The sequence below is a fragment of the Novosphingobium sp. Sphag1I genome (assembly GCF_056279125.1).
In genome coordinates, this window is the sequence record NZ_JBWBQS010000022.1 from 36,667 (window position 1) to 51,709 (window position 15,043).

Sequence of the window (15,043 nt, forward strand, 5' to 3'; positions counted from 1 at the left end):
CCATGTTCTCACGCCTCTTCGAACTCATCACGGGCGATGCGCGTCTGCCCGAACGCAAAGCTTCGCTGTCTGATGTGCCGATGCTCGCCGATCGCATCGGCTACCGCGCCTATGATCCCGACAAGCAACTCTTCCACCTGACGCAATCCAAGGGTTTCATCCTCGAAATCTGCCCCTTGAACGGCGCGGATGAACGGGTGGGCGATATCCTCACCACCATCTTTGCTGACCTTTTGCAGCCGGGCACCGAGTTTCAGGTGATCAATTTTGCTTCGCCCCGCGTGGCAGAAAGCCTTCAGGGCTGGGCGTGGGAGCGGGTCAAGGCAGGCGGCGTGTTCGACCGCCTTGCGCGCTACCGCCTCGACCTGCTGCGCGGCGGGGCCTGGCAGAGCCTGGCCAGCGATGGGCCCTTTGTTTTGCGCAATTTCCGCGTGCTCATAGCCGTCGGCGCGCGTGAGGGGGCGGGGGTGACCAGTGAAGCCCTGACGCAAATGCGCGAGGGACTGGTCTCGGCGCTGGACTCGATCCATGTCGCAAGCCGGATCTTCGATCCCACCGATCTCATCCGCTATATCGACGATTTGCTCTGCCCCTCAAGCGGGGCGGGCGATGATGCGCCTGACTGGTCGCCGCGCGATCCGATCAATGAGCAATGCGTAAGGCGCGATCTGGTGACGGTCATCGGCAAGGACAGGATCTGCCTTGAGGCGCCCTCGCTGCGCCCGTCAGGCATTGCGATCGATGGCGTCCCGCAAATGGCCGATTATTCGCCCGCCCGCTTTGACCTGCGCACCTTTGCCGTGCGCCACTGGCCGCGCGTCTGGACGCCTTGGGACGCGACCCGCGTGGTCGGCGATCTCTTCAACGCCAAGATGTGCCTGCCTTGCCCGGTGGTCCAGTGCCTCTCTGGCATCATGCCCTCACTCGAAACTTCCGAAACGACAGCGGGCTATAAATTTGCCCGGACCCGCTCGCTCGCCGATGGCACGGGCGCCAAACTCGTGCCCAGCATCCGCACGGCAGCGGCCGAATGGGAGCATGTCCAGCAGCAAGTGCTGCTCGGGCAAAAGCTGGTGCAGATCTACTATTGCGTCACGATGATTGCGCCGATGGGCAAGGGCGACACCAATGCCCGGACCCTCAAAGCCCTCTATAAGGCCTGCGGCTGGGATCTCACCGACGAGACCTATCTTCATCTGCTCGGCCTCTTCGCCGCCATGCCCCTGATGCTGGCCGATGGGCTTTCCTCCGACCTCAAGCGCTTCAAACGGCTGCGCAAGGTCCTGTCAGAAAACATCGCCGCGCTCGCCCCCTTGCAAGGCGAATATAATGGCGGGCTGATCCCGCATCTGCTGCTCATCGGACGGCGCGGGCAGCCGCAATATTGGTCGCCCTTTCAGAACGCTTCGGGCAACCACAATGTCGCGATTGCCGGTAAGTCGGGTTCGGGCAAATCGGTGCTGCTCCAGGATCTGACTGCCAGCCTTGCCGGGGTGCGCGCCAAAGTCATTGTGATCGACGATGGGCGTTCGTTTGAACATATGGCTCATGCGCTGGGCGGGCGTTTCACCGAGTTCAACATCGCGGCGGGCATCTCGATCAACCCGTTCCGGATGATCGATGCCGATCTGGCGGCTAAGGATGAGGACTATCTCGTCGATTGCCTCGCGATGCTCAAAGCCATCATCGCCCAGATGGCGCGCTTTGAGGACCGTCTCAATGACACCGAGCGGGGCCTGATCGACAAGGCGGTCAACACGGTTTGGGCCGCATCGGCGCGCGACGGGACGATTGATGCCATCATCAAGGTTCTGAGCGAAGAAGGCGATCATCCGCTGGCGCGCGATCTGGCGCTCGGGCTGCATCCTTTTTCCGCCGAAGGGACCTATGGCCGCTTTTTTCTGGGCGAGGCCAATCTTGATCTCTCGGCCGATCTGACGGTCTTTGAGCTCTCTGATCTGGCCTCACGCCGGGAACTGCGCAGCGTGGTGCTCACCGCGATCATGTTTGTGGCCTCGCAGGTGATGCGCAAACTCGACCGGCAAATCCCCAAGGCGCTCATCATCGATGAGGCCTGGCAGATGCTGGTGGGCGGTGCGATGGCCGATTTTGTCGAGGCCTATGCGCGCACCTGCCGCAAATATGGTGCCTCGCTCATCACCGCCACGCAGTCGATCAATGACTTTTACAAATCCGCTGGATCGCAGGCTGCTTTTGAAAACTCCGACTGGGCGCTGCTGCTTCAGCAGAAGGCCGAAAGCATTGCCGATGTGCGCAAGACCTCGCGCTTCGACATGAGCGCTTACACCGAGACCTTGCTGCGCAGCCTCAAACGACAGGGCTCGGAATATTCCGACATTCTGGTGCGCGGCCCAGATGGCGAATTTGTCGGGCGGCTGGTGCTTGATCGCTACTCGGCGACGCTCTATTCTTCGAGCCCCAAAACCTTCCAGCGGATCGAGGAGGCGGTGGAAGCGGGCCACGCGATGGCTGATGCGATCGAGATCGTCGCCTTTGACCGCGATCTGCCCGGCAGCAGTGCGGGGAGCAGTCACGGCCCCAGTCACGGCCACAGCCCTAGCCATAATCTAACAGATGCGGAGGAAGCGGCATGAGGCTCGCGCCGATCACGCCCCCGCGCTGGGGCGGCCCGCTCGCGCTGGCCTTGCGTCTCATCGGATGGCTTATGCTCAATCTGCTGGCGGCCTCAGGGGCCCTCGCAATCCTTGTGCTGGCGATCGGCAATTTCCGTTTTGAGGGGCTGATGCTGCAGCTGGCTAATCTGTCGGCGCGCTATGTTGCAGCCTCTGCTGCGCGGCAGGAGCAGTTCAACCTGGTCGTCGCGGTGGCCTTTGGTGTTACCTTTCTTATCCTCTGCCTGCTGCGTTGCAGCAGCGTGCTGGCGTTGATCGAGCCGCGTGGGGCTACAGCGAGCAGGGGAGGCCGGGCGTGAGCGAGCCCCGCAAGGATGGTCCCGCCGATCGCATCGATCCCCTGATGGCTGAACCCAAGGTGCCTGTTGTCACCGTGCCGACAGCCGCACCTCCGGGCTTGCTGGCCCGCCGTATGGCCGGGCAACCGCTGCGGCGTTGGCTGCTGCTGGCGAGCGCCGGGGCTTTGGCGGTGTGGGGTGCCTGGGCGACTAGAACGCTGGTGGATCTCTCGCGCGAGCGCCAATCCCTCGTCCAGGTCCGTCTCTCGGAGATCGTCGGCGACTATGTCCGCGATGCGGCGCGCTCGAGCCTGCCGGCTGACGAGGTAAGCCGCCAGACGGCGCGTTTTCTCAAAGCCCTCAACGATGTGGTGAGCGCGCAAGGGGTGGGCGGGCGCATCGTCCTGCTCAGCCATGCGGTGGTGAGCGGCGAGCTTCCCGATATCACGGCGGAGGTGCGCGCGCAGGTCTATTCGCGTGTGTCGCGGCCTATCCCTGCGCTTGGCTCACCTGCTATGACAGCGCCGCCCCCTGCGGGCGATGTCGCGGGCCAGATGCGCCAGTTTATGGGCAGCGAGCAGGCACCGGTGGCGGCTGGGGGTGACAGTGCTGAGCACCCCTGAGGCCACGACCAAACTGAGCGGCAAACGCTGGCCCCGCCGCCTGCTGGCGCTCGCGCTGGTGGCGGGCAGCCTGACGGCATGGCAGGGCCTCAAAACCTGGCGCGACCAGCACGCTCTCTTCATCAACGCCAGCCAGTCTTTGCCCAACTGGGCCTTTCTGGTCGAGCTCGGCCGTTTCCCGGCGCGCGGCGATTATGTGCTGTTCGATCCGGGCCGCGATCCGCTGGTGCTCCGCCATTTTAGCGCCTCGCCTCGACCGTTTGCCAAGATCGCCTTTGGGCTGCCGGGCGACCGGATTACGCGCATCGGCAATTCGGTGGCGGTCAATGGCGCGGTGGTGGCCCAGTTGAAGCCCCTTACCCGGCAGGGCGAGGTGTTGGTCCCTGGCCCGCTCGGGATCGTGCCAAAGGCATGCGTCTTTGCCGGCAGCCCACATCGCGACGGCTTGGACAGCCGCTACGCCGCGATCGGTTTTGTCTGCCGCGACCGGTTGCTTGGCACCGGAAAGGCGATCCTGTGATGGCGCGTTCGACATGGCCTTTGGTCGTGGGGTTTAGCGCCTTCGCACTTTGCTTCGGTGCGCCGATGGCGCTGGCCAAGGATTATGGCAAGGCAGGTCCGACCTGGCGGATCGCCGAGCCCGACTTGCTTGAGGTAATCCGCGCGCGCCTTAACGCCGCGCAAAGTTCGGGTGAATTGGCGCGGCTTAACCGGAAATATGCAGCTTTGGCCGAGCAGCAGGTTTCGCGGCCCAAGCCGGTGGCGGGCATCACCGCCGCGCGTGAGAACCGGCAATGGGATTATGATCCCACCATCACGATAGCCGAGGATATTCGCGATGCGCGCGGGCGGCTGATGGCCGCCAAGGGCCAGCTCTTCAACCCGCTCGACCATCTGCCGCTTGGCCATGAGCTGGCCTTTATCGACGGCGACAGCGAGGCGCAGCTGCGTTGGGCGCTGGGGGGGAATTCTGGCCCCAGCGTCGCGGCCGCGAAAGCGACAGGGCAGGGGGCTTCCGCTGATCGCCGCCTGATCGTGATGGTCAAGGGCTCGCCGATCGAGCGCATGAAGGTGCTCAAGCGCCGCTTCTATTTCGATCAGGCGGGCGAACTGACCTCGCGTTTCGGGATCGAGCATGTGCCAGCCCTAGTGCGCCAGCAGGGCAGGGTGCTAGCGGTGAGCGAGATGGCTTTGTCTGAGGAGGTCAAGCCATGAGGCGGTTTCGCATGGTGGCATGGTTCGCGTCCGTCCACGGCCGCATCGCCCGCCATCTCCCGGTGCCGCTGGCCGCGCCCGAAAGCGTGGCGCTGGCGGCCGCGCGGCGGCGGGTGATTGGCGCACTGCTGCTCTTGGCCCTGACCTGTCTGGGCGCCGGTGTGCTCAGCGCCGTCAGCCCGCTGCTCCCCGCCGTCCTGGCGCTTGCCTTGCTGGTCTTTCTCGCAATCCAGATCCCGCTCTGGCTCCGCGCCAAGCTGCGGGCCGACCATGCCTGGCTGATGCGGGAGCGCGAGCATGACTAACTCGTTGATGGGGCGGATGACCAGAATCTTCGGCGCAATCCTCGCTTTGCTGCTGCTCGCCTGCGCGCAAAGTGCCCAGGCGCAGGAGAATGCCACCTGCCATGGCCACTTTCCCAACCCGATCACCGACGTGTGCTGGGGCTGCTTTTTCCCGCTGACGATCGGTCCGGCAACGCTCTGGGGTTCCGAGCGTGCTGACGCTTCAGACAATCCTGTCTTGCCGATCTGCCTGTGCGGTTCGCCGATCCCGCGCATTGGCCTTGCCTTCGGGTTCTGGGAGCCGGTGCGGATGATCGATGTCACGACCAAGCCCTTCTGCTTTCCGAATCTTGGCGGGCTCAAGCTCAATCCGGGGCTCTCGCTCGGCAATGGGCAGGTGAAGCATTCGCAATTGAAAGGCGGCAGCGGGCAATTCTCGGCCAGCCTGAATGTCCATTATTACGTCTTCCCGCTCTTCTATCTGCTTGAACTCCTCAATGACTTTCTCTGCTTCGAGCAGGCCTCGTTTGATGTCGCCTATCTCTCCGAGATCGACCCGACCTGGAGCGATGATGCACTGGCCGCGCTTGTCTATCCTGAAGGCGCGCTTTTTGCTTTGTCCGTAGCGCAGGCGGCCTGCGCTGCCGATTGCGTGGCGGCGACCGCCCAGCTTCCTCTCGACCAGCTTTTCTGGTGCGCTGGCTGCAATGGCGCGATGTACCCGCTCTCGGGCAACATCGGCAATGCGGTGACGATGGAGCAGACCATGCGACTGGCCGCCGAGCGCATGATCTACAAGATGCACCGTACCGCGCTGGCGTGGGGCACGATGGGCACGCAGGGGCTGTGCGGCAAATATGTGATGCCGATGCTCAAGAAGCAGCAATATAGGCTGCAGATGGTCAACCCCAATCCGACCGTCTCGGGCCGTGAAGCCTGCTCGCCGATCGGCGCGTCGACCGCTCTGCCCAAATCGGGCCATACCTACCCGGTGATCGGGGAGGATGTTGGCTACCTTTTGTGGCGCAAACGCAATTGTTGCGCGCTGTGAGGCCCCCGATGAAACATTGGTTATTGGGCGGTATCGTCCTTGTCGGCAGTTTTGGCGCGCTTGCGGCCCAGACCCTGCCTGATCTCGATCTTTCCCATATCGCCCGGCAGGCCGAAGCGGTCGATGGCGCAACGCAGGCCTTTGTGCGGCAATTGCTCGAGCGGATCCCCAACGACTTTGGTCCAGCCAAAGAGGTGGCCGAGCAGGCACAGGCTCATCAGGCGGGTGTGCCCAAGGCTTTGCTTGCCGCCGGACTGGGTGACGATCTGGCCGAGGCGATGCAGGCGCCGGGCTTACCGGGTGTCGGCGAGGAGGATGCAAAGCCCGGCAAGGCGGGCGGACCCGCGCTGCTCGCCTTTGCCAGCACCTCAATGCCATCTGAGGCGCTCGAGCGGCTGATCGCCGATGTCACCAAGGCGGGCGGCACCGTGGTGTTCCGCGGTTTTGCGCCTGAGGGTAGCAAGGGCTTCCTTGAGGCTTTGCGCAAGGCGGTGCCCGAGGGCAGCGGCGCGCGGGTGATGATCGATCCGCGGCTGTTCCGCGCCTATGGGATCGAAGAGGTGCCGACCTATGTCGCAGCCTCGTCAAGCTTTCCGCTTTGCGATGGGCTCGATTGCACCTCGGCGCCCACGCCCCATGACCGGATCGCGGGCAATGTCACAACCCGCTATGCGCTCGAGACTTTCGTTGCCGGCAAGGGCCCGGGCGCGCAAGGCGCGGTCCGCGCGCTCCAATTGCTGACAGGTGAGCGATGATGTGGGGGAGGCGGGCCATCGCCTTTGTCGCGCTTACAGCATGGCTGAGCGCGCAAGGACAGGCACAAGGGCAATCGCAGAATGTCAGCGCGGCCAAAGAGGCGGCGAGCGCCTTGGGACAAAATCTGCAGGGCTCGATTACGGCAGGCGTGACCAGTGCCGCAGCACCTGCTGCCGTGCCCGCCTATCAGGGCAGCGATCTGCCGCAGGGCTCCTATTTCAATGCGCCAGAGAATATGGCCAGTGCCGGCGCGGCGGCGTCGAGCAGCAGTCTTGCCGTTGCGCTCACCACCAATCCCAATCGCCCGAGCTTTGATCCCGCCACCATCGATCTTACCAATGCCAAAGCGGTTGAGGCCGCGCCGGGCAATTACACCGGCGGGACGGGCGCCGGGGGCAGCGCGGGCAAATGCGAACCGCTGCCTGCCACCAGCGGGAGCAGCAGCACCTATTACGATTCCTGTCAGGTCGGGCAGGCGGAAAGCGATGTCTCGTTTTCCTGCAACGTCGCCTGGAAGGCGCAGATGGCGACGAGCTACGATTATCAGTGCCACACCAGATATCTGACCCTCAACACGATGGCCTTTGCGCAGGCGAGCGATTGCGGCGATTTTCCTTTCGTCTCCACCTGCACCAAAATCGCGACGCAGGACAATCCGCTGGGCCAGGCCGGCGAGGCGAGCGGCTGGGGACTGTTCTGGACGGTGCGGCAAAGCGATGACACCTATCGCTGCACGGCGCCGGGCAATCTGGGCACCAGCGCCTCCGACATGTTTGCCATCAACAACACCGCCTATCAGATGGAAAGGCCTCTGGGCGTTACGGGTGTGCCGGGCGCCATTCTGCTGGGAGAAAGCCAGGCGGCTACTGGCAGCACTATCGACACCAGCGATTGTGATGCGAAAATCGGCAGCGCGACCTGTCTTGACGGTTCGGTGCTGAGCGATGGCAGCTGCATTGCCTCAAGCCCGGCAAGCATCCGCTACACCTGCCCGGCGGGCTGGACCTTGGCCGGAACCACCTGCCAGATCACCACCGGGAGCGATGCGGCGGTCGCGGCTTACGCTTGCGAGGGCGATGCCACCTTGTCGGGCACCGATTGCATCACGGCCTCGCCTGCCGCCGTCGCCGCCTATACCTGCGATCCCGGCTACACGCTCAGCGGTACGCAGTGCACACGGGTAACCAGCATGCCCGCCGGGATTGGCGGCTACTCATGCCCCAGCAGTCAGACACTCTCGGGTGACCAGTGCCTGCGCGCCTCCTCCTCGGCACCGGTGACCAGTTATAGTTGCCCATCTGGATGGACTCTGGAAGGCACACTCTGCAGCCAGGCCTCCTCCTATGCCGCTGCGCTCACCTATAGTTGCCCCAATGGCGCCGCGCTCTCAGGTACAGATTGCGTGGGGACTGCAGCAAGCCCGGCGACACAAAGCAGTGACTGTGGCACCACCTCCTTGCAGATGGCGGGTGGTTTCTGCGTCGGTAGCGTCGCGAGTTTTTCCAACTGCTCGGCGATTGCCGGTAATCTGACCCTCGACCACAAAGAGTTTGTCACCTCGCTCTCCGGCTTCACCGTCAATCTCTGGTTCTGCTATTTCCAGCCCCATGTGACGTACAGCTGCAGCGCCGGGAGCCTGTCGGGTGATCAATGTCTGGTCCCCACAAGCAGCCCGGCCAGCGCCTCCTATGGCTGCCCCTCGGGTGGGACGCTCTCGGGCAGCACCTGCAACACCAGCGCAACCCAAAGTGCGGCGGTAATTCAGACCTGCCCCGAGGGCACAAGCTTTGATGGCAATCTGTGCTGGCAGACTGTGAGCGAACCGGCTGCGATCAGCTGGTCCTGCCCGGCAGGCTGGGCGCTGAGCGGTCAGACCTGCACTGCGAGCGAGAGCGTGCCGGCCAACCCGACCTATACCTGCGGTGAGGGCGCGGTGCTCAGCGGTAACCAGTGCCTGACCACCAGTCCTGCCACGCCATCGGCCTACAACTGCCCCAACGGCACCTCGCTTTCCGGCAGCACCTGCCTGCAGGGTGGTAGCATGGAGGCAATCATCACCTACACCTGCGCGGCGGGCCAGGTGCTCTCGGGATCCACTTGCCTGACCGCCACCCCACCGATCGGCACGCAGGGGATGAGCTGCACCACGCCGGTCGAGACCTGCATCGATAGCGCGCCCGAAACGCGGATGGTGGGCGGCATACCGGTCACCCATGCCTGCTGGGCCTGGCAGCGCAGTTACCAATGCGGGCGCCTCACCAGCGCCAATGATTGCGCGGAACTGGAGGCCAAGCCCAATTGCCATTTCGACCATGAGGTCTGTCTGGATGAAGATCCGCAGGGTGCGCCCTGCCGGACCACAAGCCGGGTTTATCAATGCACCACGCCCGCCGCGCCCTCGACCGGCGAGACCTATGCCTGCAGCGGCGATATCTATTGCCTCAACGGCGATTGCACGCAGGTGACCCGCGAGGCTTCGCCCGACTTTGCCCAGGCGTTGACCGCCATCCATGCGATGGGCGATGCAGCGGAGCAATTGGATGCGAGCAATCTCAAGCTGTTCGGCGGGCAGGCACAGGGCTGCCACAAGCCGCTCTTCGGGCTGGTCAATTGCTGCGCGGGCAAAAGCACGGGCCTGATCGCGGCCGCCAGCGGCGCAGCGGCGCTGGCCGCAGGCCCCGGCTCGGCGCTGTTTGCCGGCCTTGTGACCCCGCTCCTCACCCAGTTCCTCTGCGCTTCGGAAGAAAAGCTGCTCGATGTGAAGGATCGTATGGGTCAGTGCCACTATGTCGGGGAATATTGCTCGCAAAAGCTGCTCTTTGTCTGCGGCTCGATCCGCAAAAACTATTGCTGCTACGAGAGCAAGCTTGCCCGGCTGATCCAGGAGCAGGGCCGCGCCCAGCTTGGCAAGGGCTGGGGCAGTGCCAAATCGCCCTCGTGCGGCGGCTTTACGGTCGAGGAGTTCTCCCGGCTTGATCTTTCCAAAATGGATTTCTCGGAAATCTATGCCGATTTTACCAGCGCGGTCTCCGTTCCCGCCTCTATCTCCAATTCACTTCTGATCCAAAGCCGGATCGAGGCCTTTTATCAGGCCCATCAGGGAAACTAGGCCCATGACATTTGCCGCCCCAATCACCCGTGCCGCGCTGGTCCTTGCGCTTTCAGTTCACGCGGTAGCCCCTGCCTTTGCGCAGGAGAGTGTCAGCGCACAACCTGACCTCGAAACTGATACCCAAACCATCGCCGCGCCGGAAATCCCGCCTTCCGCCGGGCAGGACCCTTTCTACTGCGGCGAGCGCAAGCTGGGCACCTGGTTCTATTGCGAGAGTCCAAAGCCCAAATCTGGGCCCAAACAGCCAGAGGCATCCGCGCCTCCAGCTAAAGCCATGGACCGCCTCGCGCTGATCACCAAGGCGCTCGATGAACTGCGCGCCAAGGCGATCCTGGAACCCACCACCGAGAATGTTGCGGCCTATATCCGCTATCAGCGCGAACAGCTCGACCGGGCCTCGACCTTTGCCGATGTCTGGCAGCGCGCGATCTGGCAGGATCCAACGCTGGACTATACGCTCCAGCGCCCGGTCAACACGCTCGGCAAAAATGCCTGGCTTGAACAGCGCAAGAGCGATCAGGCCGCGACCATGGCCGCGCTCTCGCGCCGCTATGGGCTGTTCTTCTTCTATTCCTCCAGCTGCGGCGCCTGCGAGGCCTTCTCTCCGGTCTTGAAGAGCCTGTCCGAGCAGTACAACCTCTCGGTCCTGCCCGTCTCGATGGATGGCGGGCCGATCGCGTCCTTCCGCAATTATGTCGTCGACCATGGCCAGTATCAGCGCATGGGGCTGCAGGGCGGGCAGGTGCCCGCGCTCGTCCTCTTCGACACACTGACCAAGAAGCCGATCCCGGTGGGCTACGGCGTGATGGCCGCCGATGAGGTGATGCAGCGCATCTTTACTCTCACCAGCGTCAAGGTCGGGAGCGACTATTGATGCTGCGCGCGCTTTGGCAGAATCTCAGGGGACGGTGGCGGAACCGGGGGCGGACTTCGGGACTGACACAGCGGCGGGCACGAGGCAGGCGCTTTGGCGCCGTGCTGGCGATGCTCGCGGCCCTCAACCTCATCGGGATCGATGTTGCGCAGGCCGATGTCAATTCCGAACTCAATGGCTTCTTCAACGGGCTGGGGGGCGCTGCCAATGCCAGCGGCCCGGCTGCCTATAATGGCCAGATGGGCGGCTATTACACCGGCGGCCATATCTGGGCGCGCGTGCCGCAAAGTGATCTCACGCTGGGTTCCTTGCAATTGCCCAGCGTCAAGGCGGGCTGCGGCGGGATCGATCTGTTCACCGGCGGCTTTTCCTTCATCAATTCCGATCAACTGGTCGCGGCGGGCAAGGCGGTCGCCAATGGCGCGCTGATGTTTGTGTTCCAGCTGGCGCTCAAATCCATCAGCTCGCTCATCGATTCAACGCTCATGGACAATCTGCAAAAGCTTCAGCAGATGATCCAGCAAAGCAAGAGTTCGTGTGAACTGGGCGCCACGGCGGCGGCCGGGCTGATGGGCAGCGTCGGCATCCGCAATTCGCAAATGTGCAAGATGATCGGCAATGCCCAAGGCTTCTTTGCCGACTGGGCCAAGGGCGAGCAGGATTGCGGCAATGGCGGGCAGACGGCGGGCACCTTGCGGCGCAACAGTGACATCAGCATCCCGTCCAAAAGCTACAATTACACCTGGGCGAGCCTGACGCAGTCCTACCCCCATTTTGATGGCAGCTTCAAAGAGTACCTGATGTCGCTCGTCGGCACGGTCATCTACACCGCGCCGGGCAATGACACTTCAACCGGCAGCTTTGCCTTTATGGGCGGCGGGGACGATGCGCTGATCACAGCATTGCTCGATGGCGGCTCGGGCGCCAAGGTCTATAGCTGCGGGGGTGATGCCGACTGTCTGACGCCGAGCCTGCAGACGGTGACGATTGCGGCTTCCGTGGCCCTCAAGCCCCGGGTTTATGCGCTGGTGAGCGATATTCGCGCCCGCATGCTGGCTGAGCAGACCCTGACCAGCGAGGAGGTCGGTCTGCTTGGGGCCACCTCAATCCCGCTATACAAGATCCTCATCGTCGATGCTGCGGCCAGCTACGGCAATCTGCTGCAGGCCGACCTCTACGCGCTCTCCGAAGCGGTGGCGACCGATCTCCTCGAAACCGTGACGCGCAAATTCATTCAGCAGGTGGTGGCCGCCCAAGGCAGCTTCCAGAATGCCGACGATAAGTCGATGGCGCAGTGGCGCGCCCAGCTCGATGCGGTGGCCCGCAGACTCGAGGAGCAGTCGCAGGCCAATGGCGCGCGGGTGCAGCGGGCGCAAATTTTGGTCGAGCGCGCGCAAAGGATCGAGGCAACCTTGCGCAACCAGATGGCGCCGCAAATGTCAGCCGCGCTCCAGTTCGACCGCTCGCTGCGCACCTCAATGAGCCGCTAGGAGCCACCCCACCATGCTGGAAATCGTGACGCTCGGCGGCGGGCAGCATATCGTCAATGTGCTCAATGCCGTCTCGGCCTGGTGCGGGGGCGGTGGCTTTCGCTCGATGCTGCAGGTCGTGATGGTGATGGGGCTGATCTATGCCCTGCTCATCATGGCTCTGGCGCTCAATTGGAAAGCAGCGCTGCACTGGTTCCTGACCGCCACGGCCATGTATATGTGCCTCATCGTGCCGACGACCAATGTCGTGGTGATCGACAAGGTCAATCCTGCGGTCGGCAATGGCAGCGTGTCCAATGTGCCGATCGGGCTTGCGGCCATGGCCTCCTTTTCCAGTCAGGTGAGCTATTGGCTCACCCGCACGGCTGAAGCCGTCTTTGTTGAGCCGGGCGCCTTGACGCTGACCCAATATGGCATGCTTTATCCCACACGGATCAATGAGCTCTCGCGCCAGTTCGTGATTGCCAATCCGGTCCTCAAGCAGAATGTCGAAGCCTATATTACCCAGTGCTACCTCTATGGGGTGATGATCCATTCAAGCGCTGCGACCAGTCTCCAGCAGCTTGCCGCCTCGCCTGATCTGCTTGCCGCGCTGGGGCCGGGATCCTCGGCGCGGATGGTGGCCTATGGGAGCGAGGCTGGCAGCGAGGTGATCCTTTGCTCGGACGCCTATGCCAGGATCAGGGCAGCCTATGGGGCCCTAGCGAGCGAGAGTTTTGCCCAGATCGCGCCTTCCTTCTATCCCTATCTTCCGGCTGCCCAGGCGGTCAGCAAATTGCAGTCCGATTTGCCGGGCGTGACGCAGGGCCTTTATGGCAGCGCGATGAGCGCGCAGCAGGTCTTCCAGCAGCGCTCGCTCGTCGATGCCTTTATGGAAGCCCGCGCCAATCTGGGCGCCGGCGATGGCGACACCTTTGCCACCATGCATGCTCAGCTTCAGGCACAGAATGTGATGATCGCTTCGGCGCGCCAGGCCATGACATGGGTACCGGTGCTCAATCTGGTGCTCACGATCGTCTTTTACGCAATGTTCCCGGTGATTTTTCCGTTGTTTCTGTTGCCGCAAAGTGGGATCCCGGCCTTGAAGGCCTATCTTGCCGGGTTCTTTTACCTGTCCTCCTGGGGGCCGCTTTCTGCGGTCCTGCATATGTTCGTGACCGCCGAAGCAGCAGCCCAATTGACGGCGGCGGCGAGCGGCAATGGCATGACCATGGCAGCGATGCCGATGATCGATGCGATCAATCAGAACAGTGCGATGCTCGCCGGGTTCTTGTTGATGTCGGTGCCGGTTCTGGCAGGCGGGATGGCGAGGGGGGCGATGTCGCTGGCCCATAGTGCGGGCGCGATGTTGGCGCCGGTCCAGCAAGGAGCCGATGCCGCGGCGGTGGAGCGCACCACGGGCAATTATTCCTATGGCAATGTGACGGGCAATCAGTGGAATACGGCGGCCACCCATCGCGATGGGGCGGGGATCTCGAGTTTTGTGGCGGCCAATGGGACCGAGTTCGCGCGGTCGGCCGATGGTTCGGTCATTTACAACAATACGCCTGGGATCAGCCGTTTGGGCTTTACGCCGAGCGAAGTTGAGGGCGCGATGCGCAATGTTTCCGATAGCGCGGCCAAGTATCACAATCAGGCAACCTCCTACAGGCAGGCGGCGAGCGAGACTTATTCTGCGGGGCTCTCGCGGGTGCATGGGCTGACGCGTGGGTTTGGGACGCATGAGGGTGGCGATACCACCAGTGGGACGCGGACCAGTGGGCAGCATCAGACCTCGCAGACGGATTCCCTGCAGAGCGGGGATACGGCGAATTCCGGGTATGATGTGAGCCAGCGGGTTGGGGTGACCCGGACGGCGAGTGACCGGACGGCCAGGAATGTTAGCGCATCTGTAGGTGGTTCTGCAGGCGCGGGACGCGGTGGCATACCGATGAGTGCACAGGCCGGGGTAAGCGCAGGCACCGATCGCAGTTGGGCTCAGACTGACCAGCAGGATCAGGGTACACACACGACCTCACGGAGCGGTGAAAGTAAATCTAACACTACCTATTCGGCCAATGGCGAGGCCGTCACCTTCTCGCAGGAAGGCTTCACCTCCAACGGCCGCTATTATCGATATGACGCCTTTGGTGAAACGCGGGATTCATTGGAGAAACGTTTCTCCGAAGCACAATCCCTGGAAAAGCAGGCCGCCCGAAGTGAAGAGCAGGGCAATCGCCTCGATCATGTGGTGTCCGACGCGCAACATCGTGGCTGGCAGCTAACGGACGATATGAGCCAGGTGATTGCCAGTCGTTATAATGCCCTGGCCAGTTCCCGCTATGCCGGGCTTGGCGCACCTTCGCTCAATCAGGTGGATCTGACGGCGAGGCAGCGAGAACTTCGCAACGCGATCGTGGGAGACATTCTGCAAGATTATAGCGGGATGGCAGGGATGGAGGCGCCGCAGAAGGGGAGCGAAATGGGGGCTTTTGTTGCACCGCCCAAGCCATTTACCGAGGCGTCCTTGCGCAGTTCTGTTGTGGAGAAGCAAGTCGGGCCAATGAGGCAGCAAGCAAGCGTTGGTCGGCCTGCTGAAATCGCTCGATCTGAAGGTGGGGTAGTAGGCGGCAAGGCCCGCCTGTCTGAACAGCATCAGAAAGGGCGGGCCGAACTTCGTCAAGCTAATGATTTGGCGAATGGGGAGACCCATCAGCGCTAAGGCTC

At 62.9% G+C, this 15,043-nt stretch carries 12 protein-coding genes; all 12 read left to right on the forward strand.

Annotated elements, in window-relative coordinates; translation table 11 throughout:
- Positions 1–2 precede the first annotated feature (2 nt).
- The 12 genes from ACZ9HU_RS19970 (at position 3) to ACZ9HU_RS20025 (ending at position 15,038) form a co-directional block, all read left to right on the forward strand.
- Entirely contained in the window at positions 3–2,615 is a 2,613-nt protein-coding gene (locus ACZ9HU_RS19970) for a TraC family protein (protein ID WP_476107588.1), read from the forward strand.
- On the forward strand, positions 2,612–2,953 hold the full coding sequence (locus ACZ9HU_RS19975) for a hypothetical protein (protein ID WP_476107590.1): 342 nt from the start codon (positions 2,612–2,614) through the stop codon (positions 2,951–2,953). Before ACZ9HU_RS19970 ends, ACZ9HU_RS19975 begins: the two co-directional genes overlap by 4 nt.
- Complete coding sequence (locus ACZ9HU_RS19980) at positions 2,950–3,555, forward strand: TrbI F-type domain-containing protein (protein WP_476107591.1); 606 nt, start codon at positions 2,950–2,952, stop codon at positions 3,553–3,555. The genes ACZ9HU_RS19975 and ACZ9HU_RS19980 overlap by 4 nt, the downstream gene beginning before the upstream one ends.
- Entirely contained in the window at positions 3,539–4,075 is a 537-nt protein-coding gene (locus tag ACZ9HU_RS19985; protein ID WP_476107592.1) for a S26 family signal peptidase, read from the forward strand. The genes ACZ9HU_RS19980 and ACZ9HU_RS19985 overlap by 17 nt, the downstream gene beginning before the upstream one ends.
- Entirely contained in the window at positions 4,075–4,770 is a 696-nt protein-coding gene (gene traW, locus ACZ9HU_RS19990) for a type-F conjugative transfer system protein TraW (RefSeq protein WP_476107595.1), read from the forward strand. The genes ACZ9HU_RS19985 and traW overlap by 1 nt, the downstream gene beginning before the upstream one ends.
- A complete protein-coding gene (locus ACZ9HU_RS19995; protein ID WP_476107596.1) occupies positions 4,767–5,075 on the forward strand; it encodes a hypothetical protein in 309 nt (102 codons plus the stop codon). Before traW ends, ACZ9HU_RS19995 begins: the two co-directional genes overlap by 4 nt.
- Positions 5,068–6,105 carry a conjugal transfer pilus assembly protein TraU gene (gene traU, locus ACZ9HU_RS20000; RefSeq protein WP_476107597.1) on the forward strand — a complete coding sequence of 346 codons (1,038 nt, stop codon included), beginning with the start codon at positions 5,068–5,070 and terminating at the stop codon, positions 6,103–6,105. Before ACZ9HU_RS19995 ends, traU begins: the two co-directional genes overlap by 8 nt.
- 8 nt (positions 6,106–6,113) lie before the next feature.
- Positions 6,114–6,860, forward strand: a complete 747-nt coding sequence (gene trbC, locus ACZ9HU_RS20005) for a type-F conjugative transfer system pilin assembly protein TrbC (RefSeq protein ID WP_476107600.1) — start codon at positions 6,114–6,116, stop codon at positions 6,858–6,860.
- A complete protein-coding gene (locus ACZ9HU_RS20010; protein WP_476107604.1) occupies positions 6,857–9,970 on the forward strand; it encodes a conjugal transfer protein TraN in 3,114 nt (1,037 codons plus the stop codon). The genes trbC and ACZ9HU_RS20010 overlap by 4 nt, the downstream gene beginning before the upstream one ends.
- Before the next feature lie 4 nt (positions 9,971–9,974).
- Positions 9,975–10,847 (forward strand): conjugal transfer protein TraF, encoded by an 873-nt coding sequence (gene traF / locus ACZ9HU_RS20015; RefSeq protein WP_476107605.1) that lies wholly within the window; start codon positions 9,975–9,977, stop codon positions 10,845–10,847.
- 110 nt (positions 10,848–10,957) lie between these two features.
- Complete coding sequence (locus ACZ9HU_RS20020) at positions 10,958–12,337, forward strand: conjugal transfer protein TraH (RefSeq protein WP_476107633.1); 1,380 nt, start codon at positions 10,958–10,960, stop codon at positions 12,335–12,337.
- A 13-nt stretch (positions 12,338–12,350) separates the two neighbouring features.
- The gene (locus ACZ9HU_RS20025) at positions 12,351–15,038 is read left to right on the forward strand and encodes a conjugal transfer protein TraG N-terminal domain-containing protein (RefSeq protein WP_476107607.1); all 2,688 of its coding nucleotides are present in this window, start codon (positions 12,351–12,353) and stop codon (positions 15,036–15,038) included.
- Positions 15,039–15,043 lie beyond the last annotated feature (5 nt).

Coding starts and splice junctions, on each gene's coding strand:
- ACZ9HU_RS20010 (WP_476107604.1), top strand. CDS start 6,857: ATGATGTGGGGGAGGCGGGCCATCGCCTTTGTCGCGCTTACAGCATGG.
- ACZ9HU_RS20025 (WP_476107607.1), top strand. CDS start 12,351: ATGCTGGAAATCGTGACGCTCGGCGGCGGGCAGCATATCGTCAATGTG.
- ACZ9HU_RS20020 (WP_476107633.1), top strand. CDS start 10,958: ATGCTCGCGGCCCTCAACCTCATCGGGATCGATGTTGCGCAGGCCGAT.
- traW (WP_476107595.1), top strand. CDS start 4,075: ATGGCGCGTTCGACATGGCCTTTGGTCGTGGGGTTTAGCGCCTTCGCA.
- trbC (WP_476107600.1), top strand. CDS start 6,114: ATGAAACATTGGTTATTGGGCGGTATCGTCCTTGTCGGCAGTTTTGGC.
- ACZ9HU_RS19975 (WP_476107590.1), top strand. CDS start 2,612: ATGAGGCTCGCGCCGATCACGCCCCCGCGCTGGGGCGGCCCGCTCGCG.
- ACZ9HU_RS19995 (WP_476107596.1), top strand. CDS start 4,767: ATGAGGCGGTTTCGCATGGTGGCATGGTTCGCGTCCGTCCACGGCCGC.
- ACZ9HU_RS19970 (WP_476107588.1), top strand. CDS start 3: ATGTTCTCACGCCTCTTCGAACTCATCACGGGCGATGCGCGTCTGCCC.
- traU (WP_476107597.1), top strand. CDS start 5,068: ATGACTAACTCGTTGATGGGGCGGATGACCAGAATCTTCGGCGCAATC.
- traF (WP_476107605.1), top strand. CDS start 9,975: ATGACATTTGCCGCCCCAATCACCCGTGCCGCGCTGGTCCTTGCGCTT.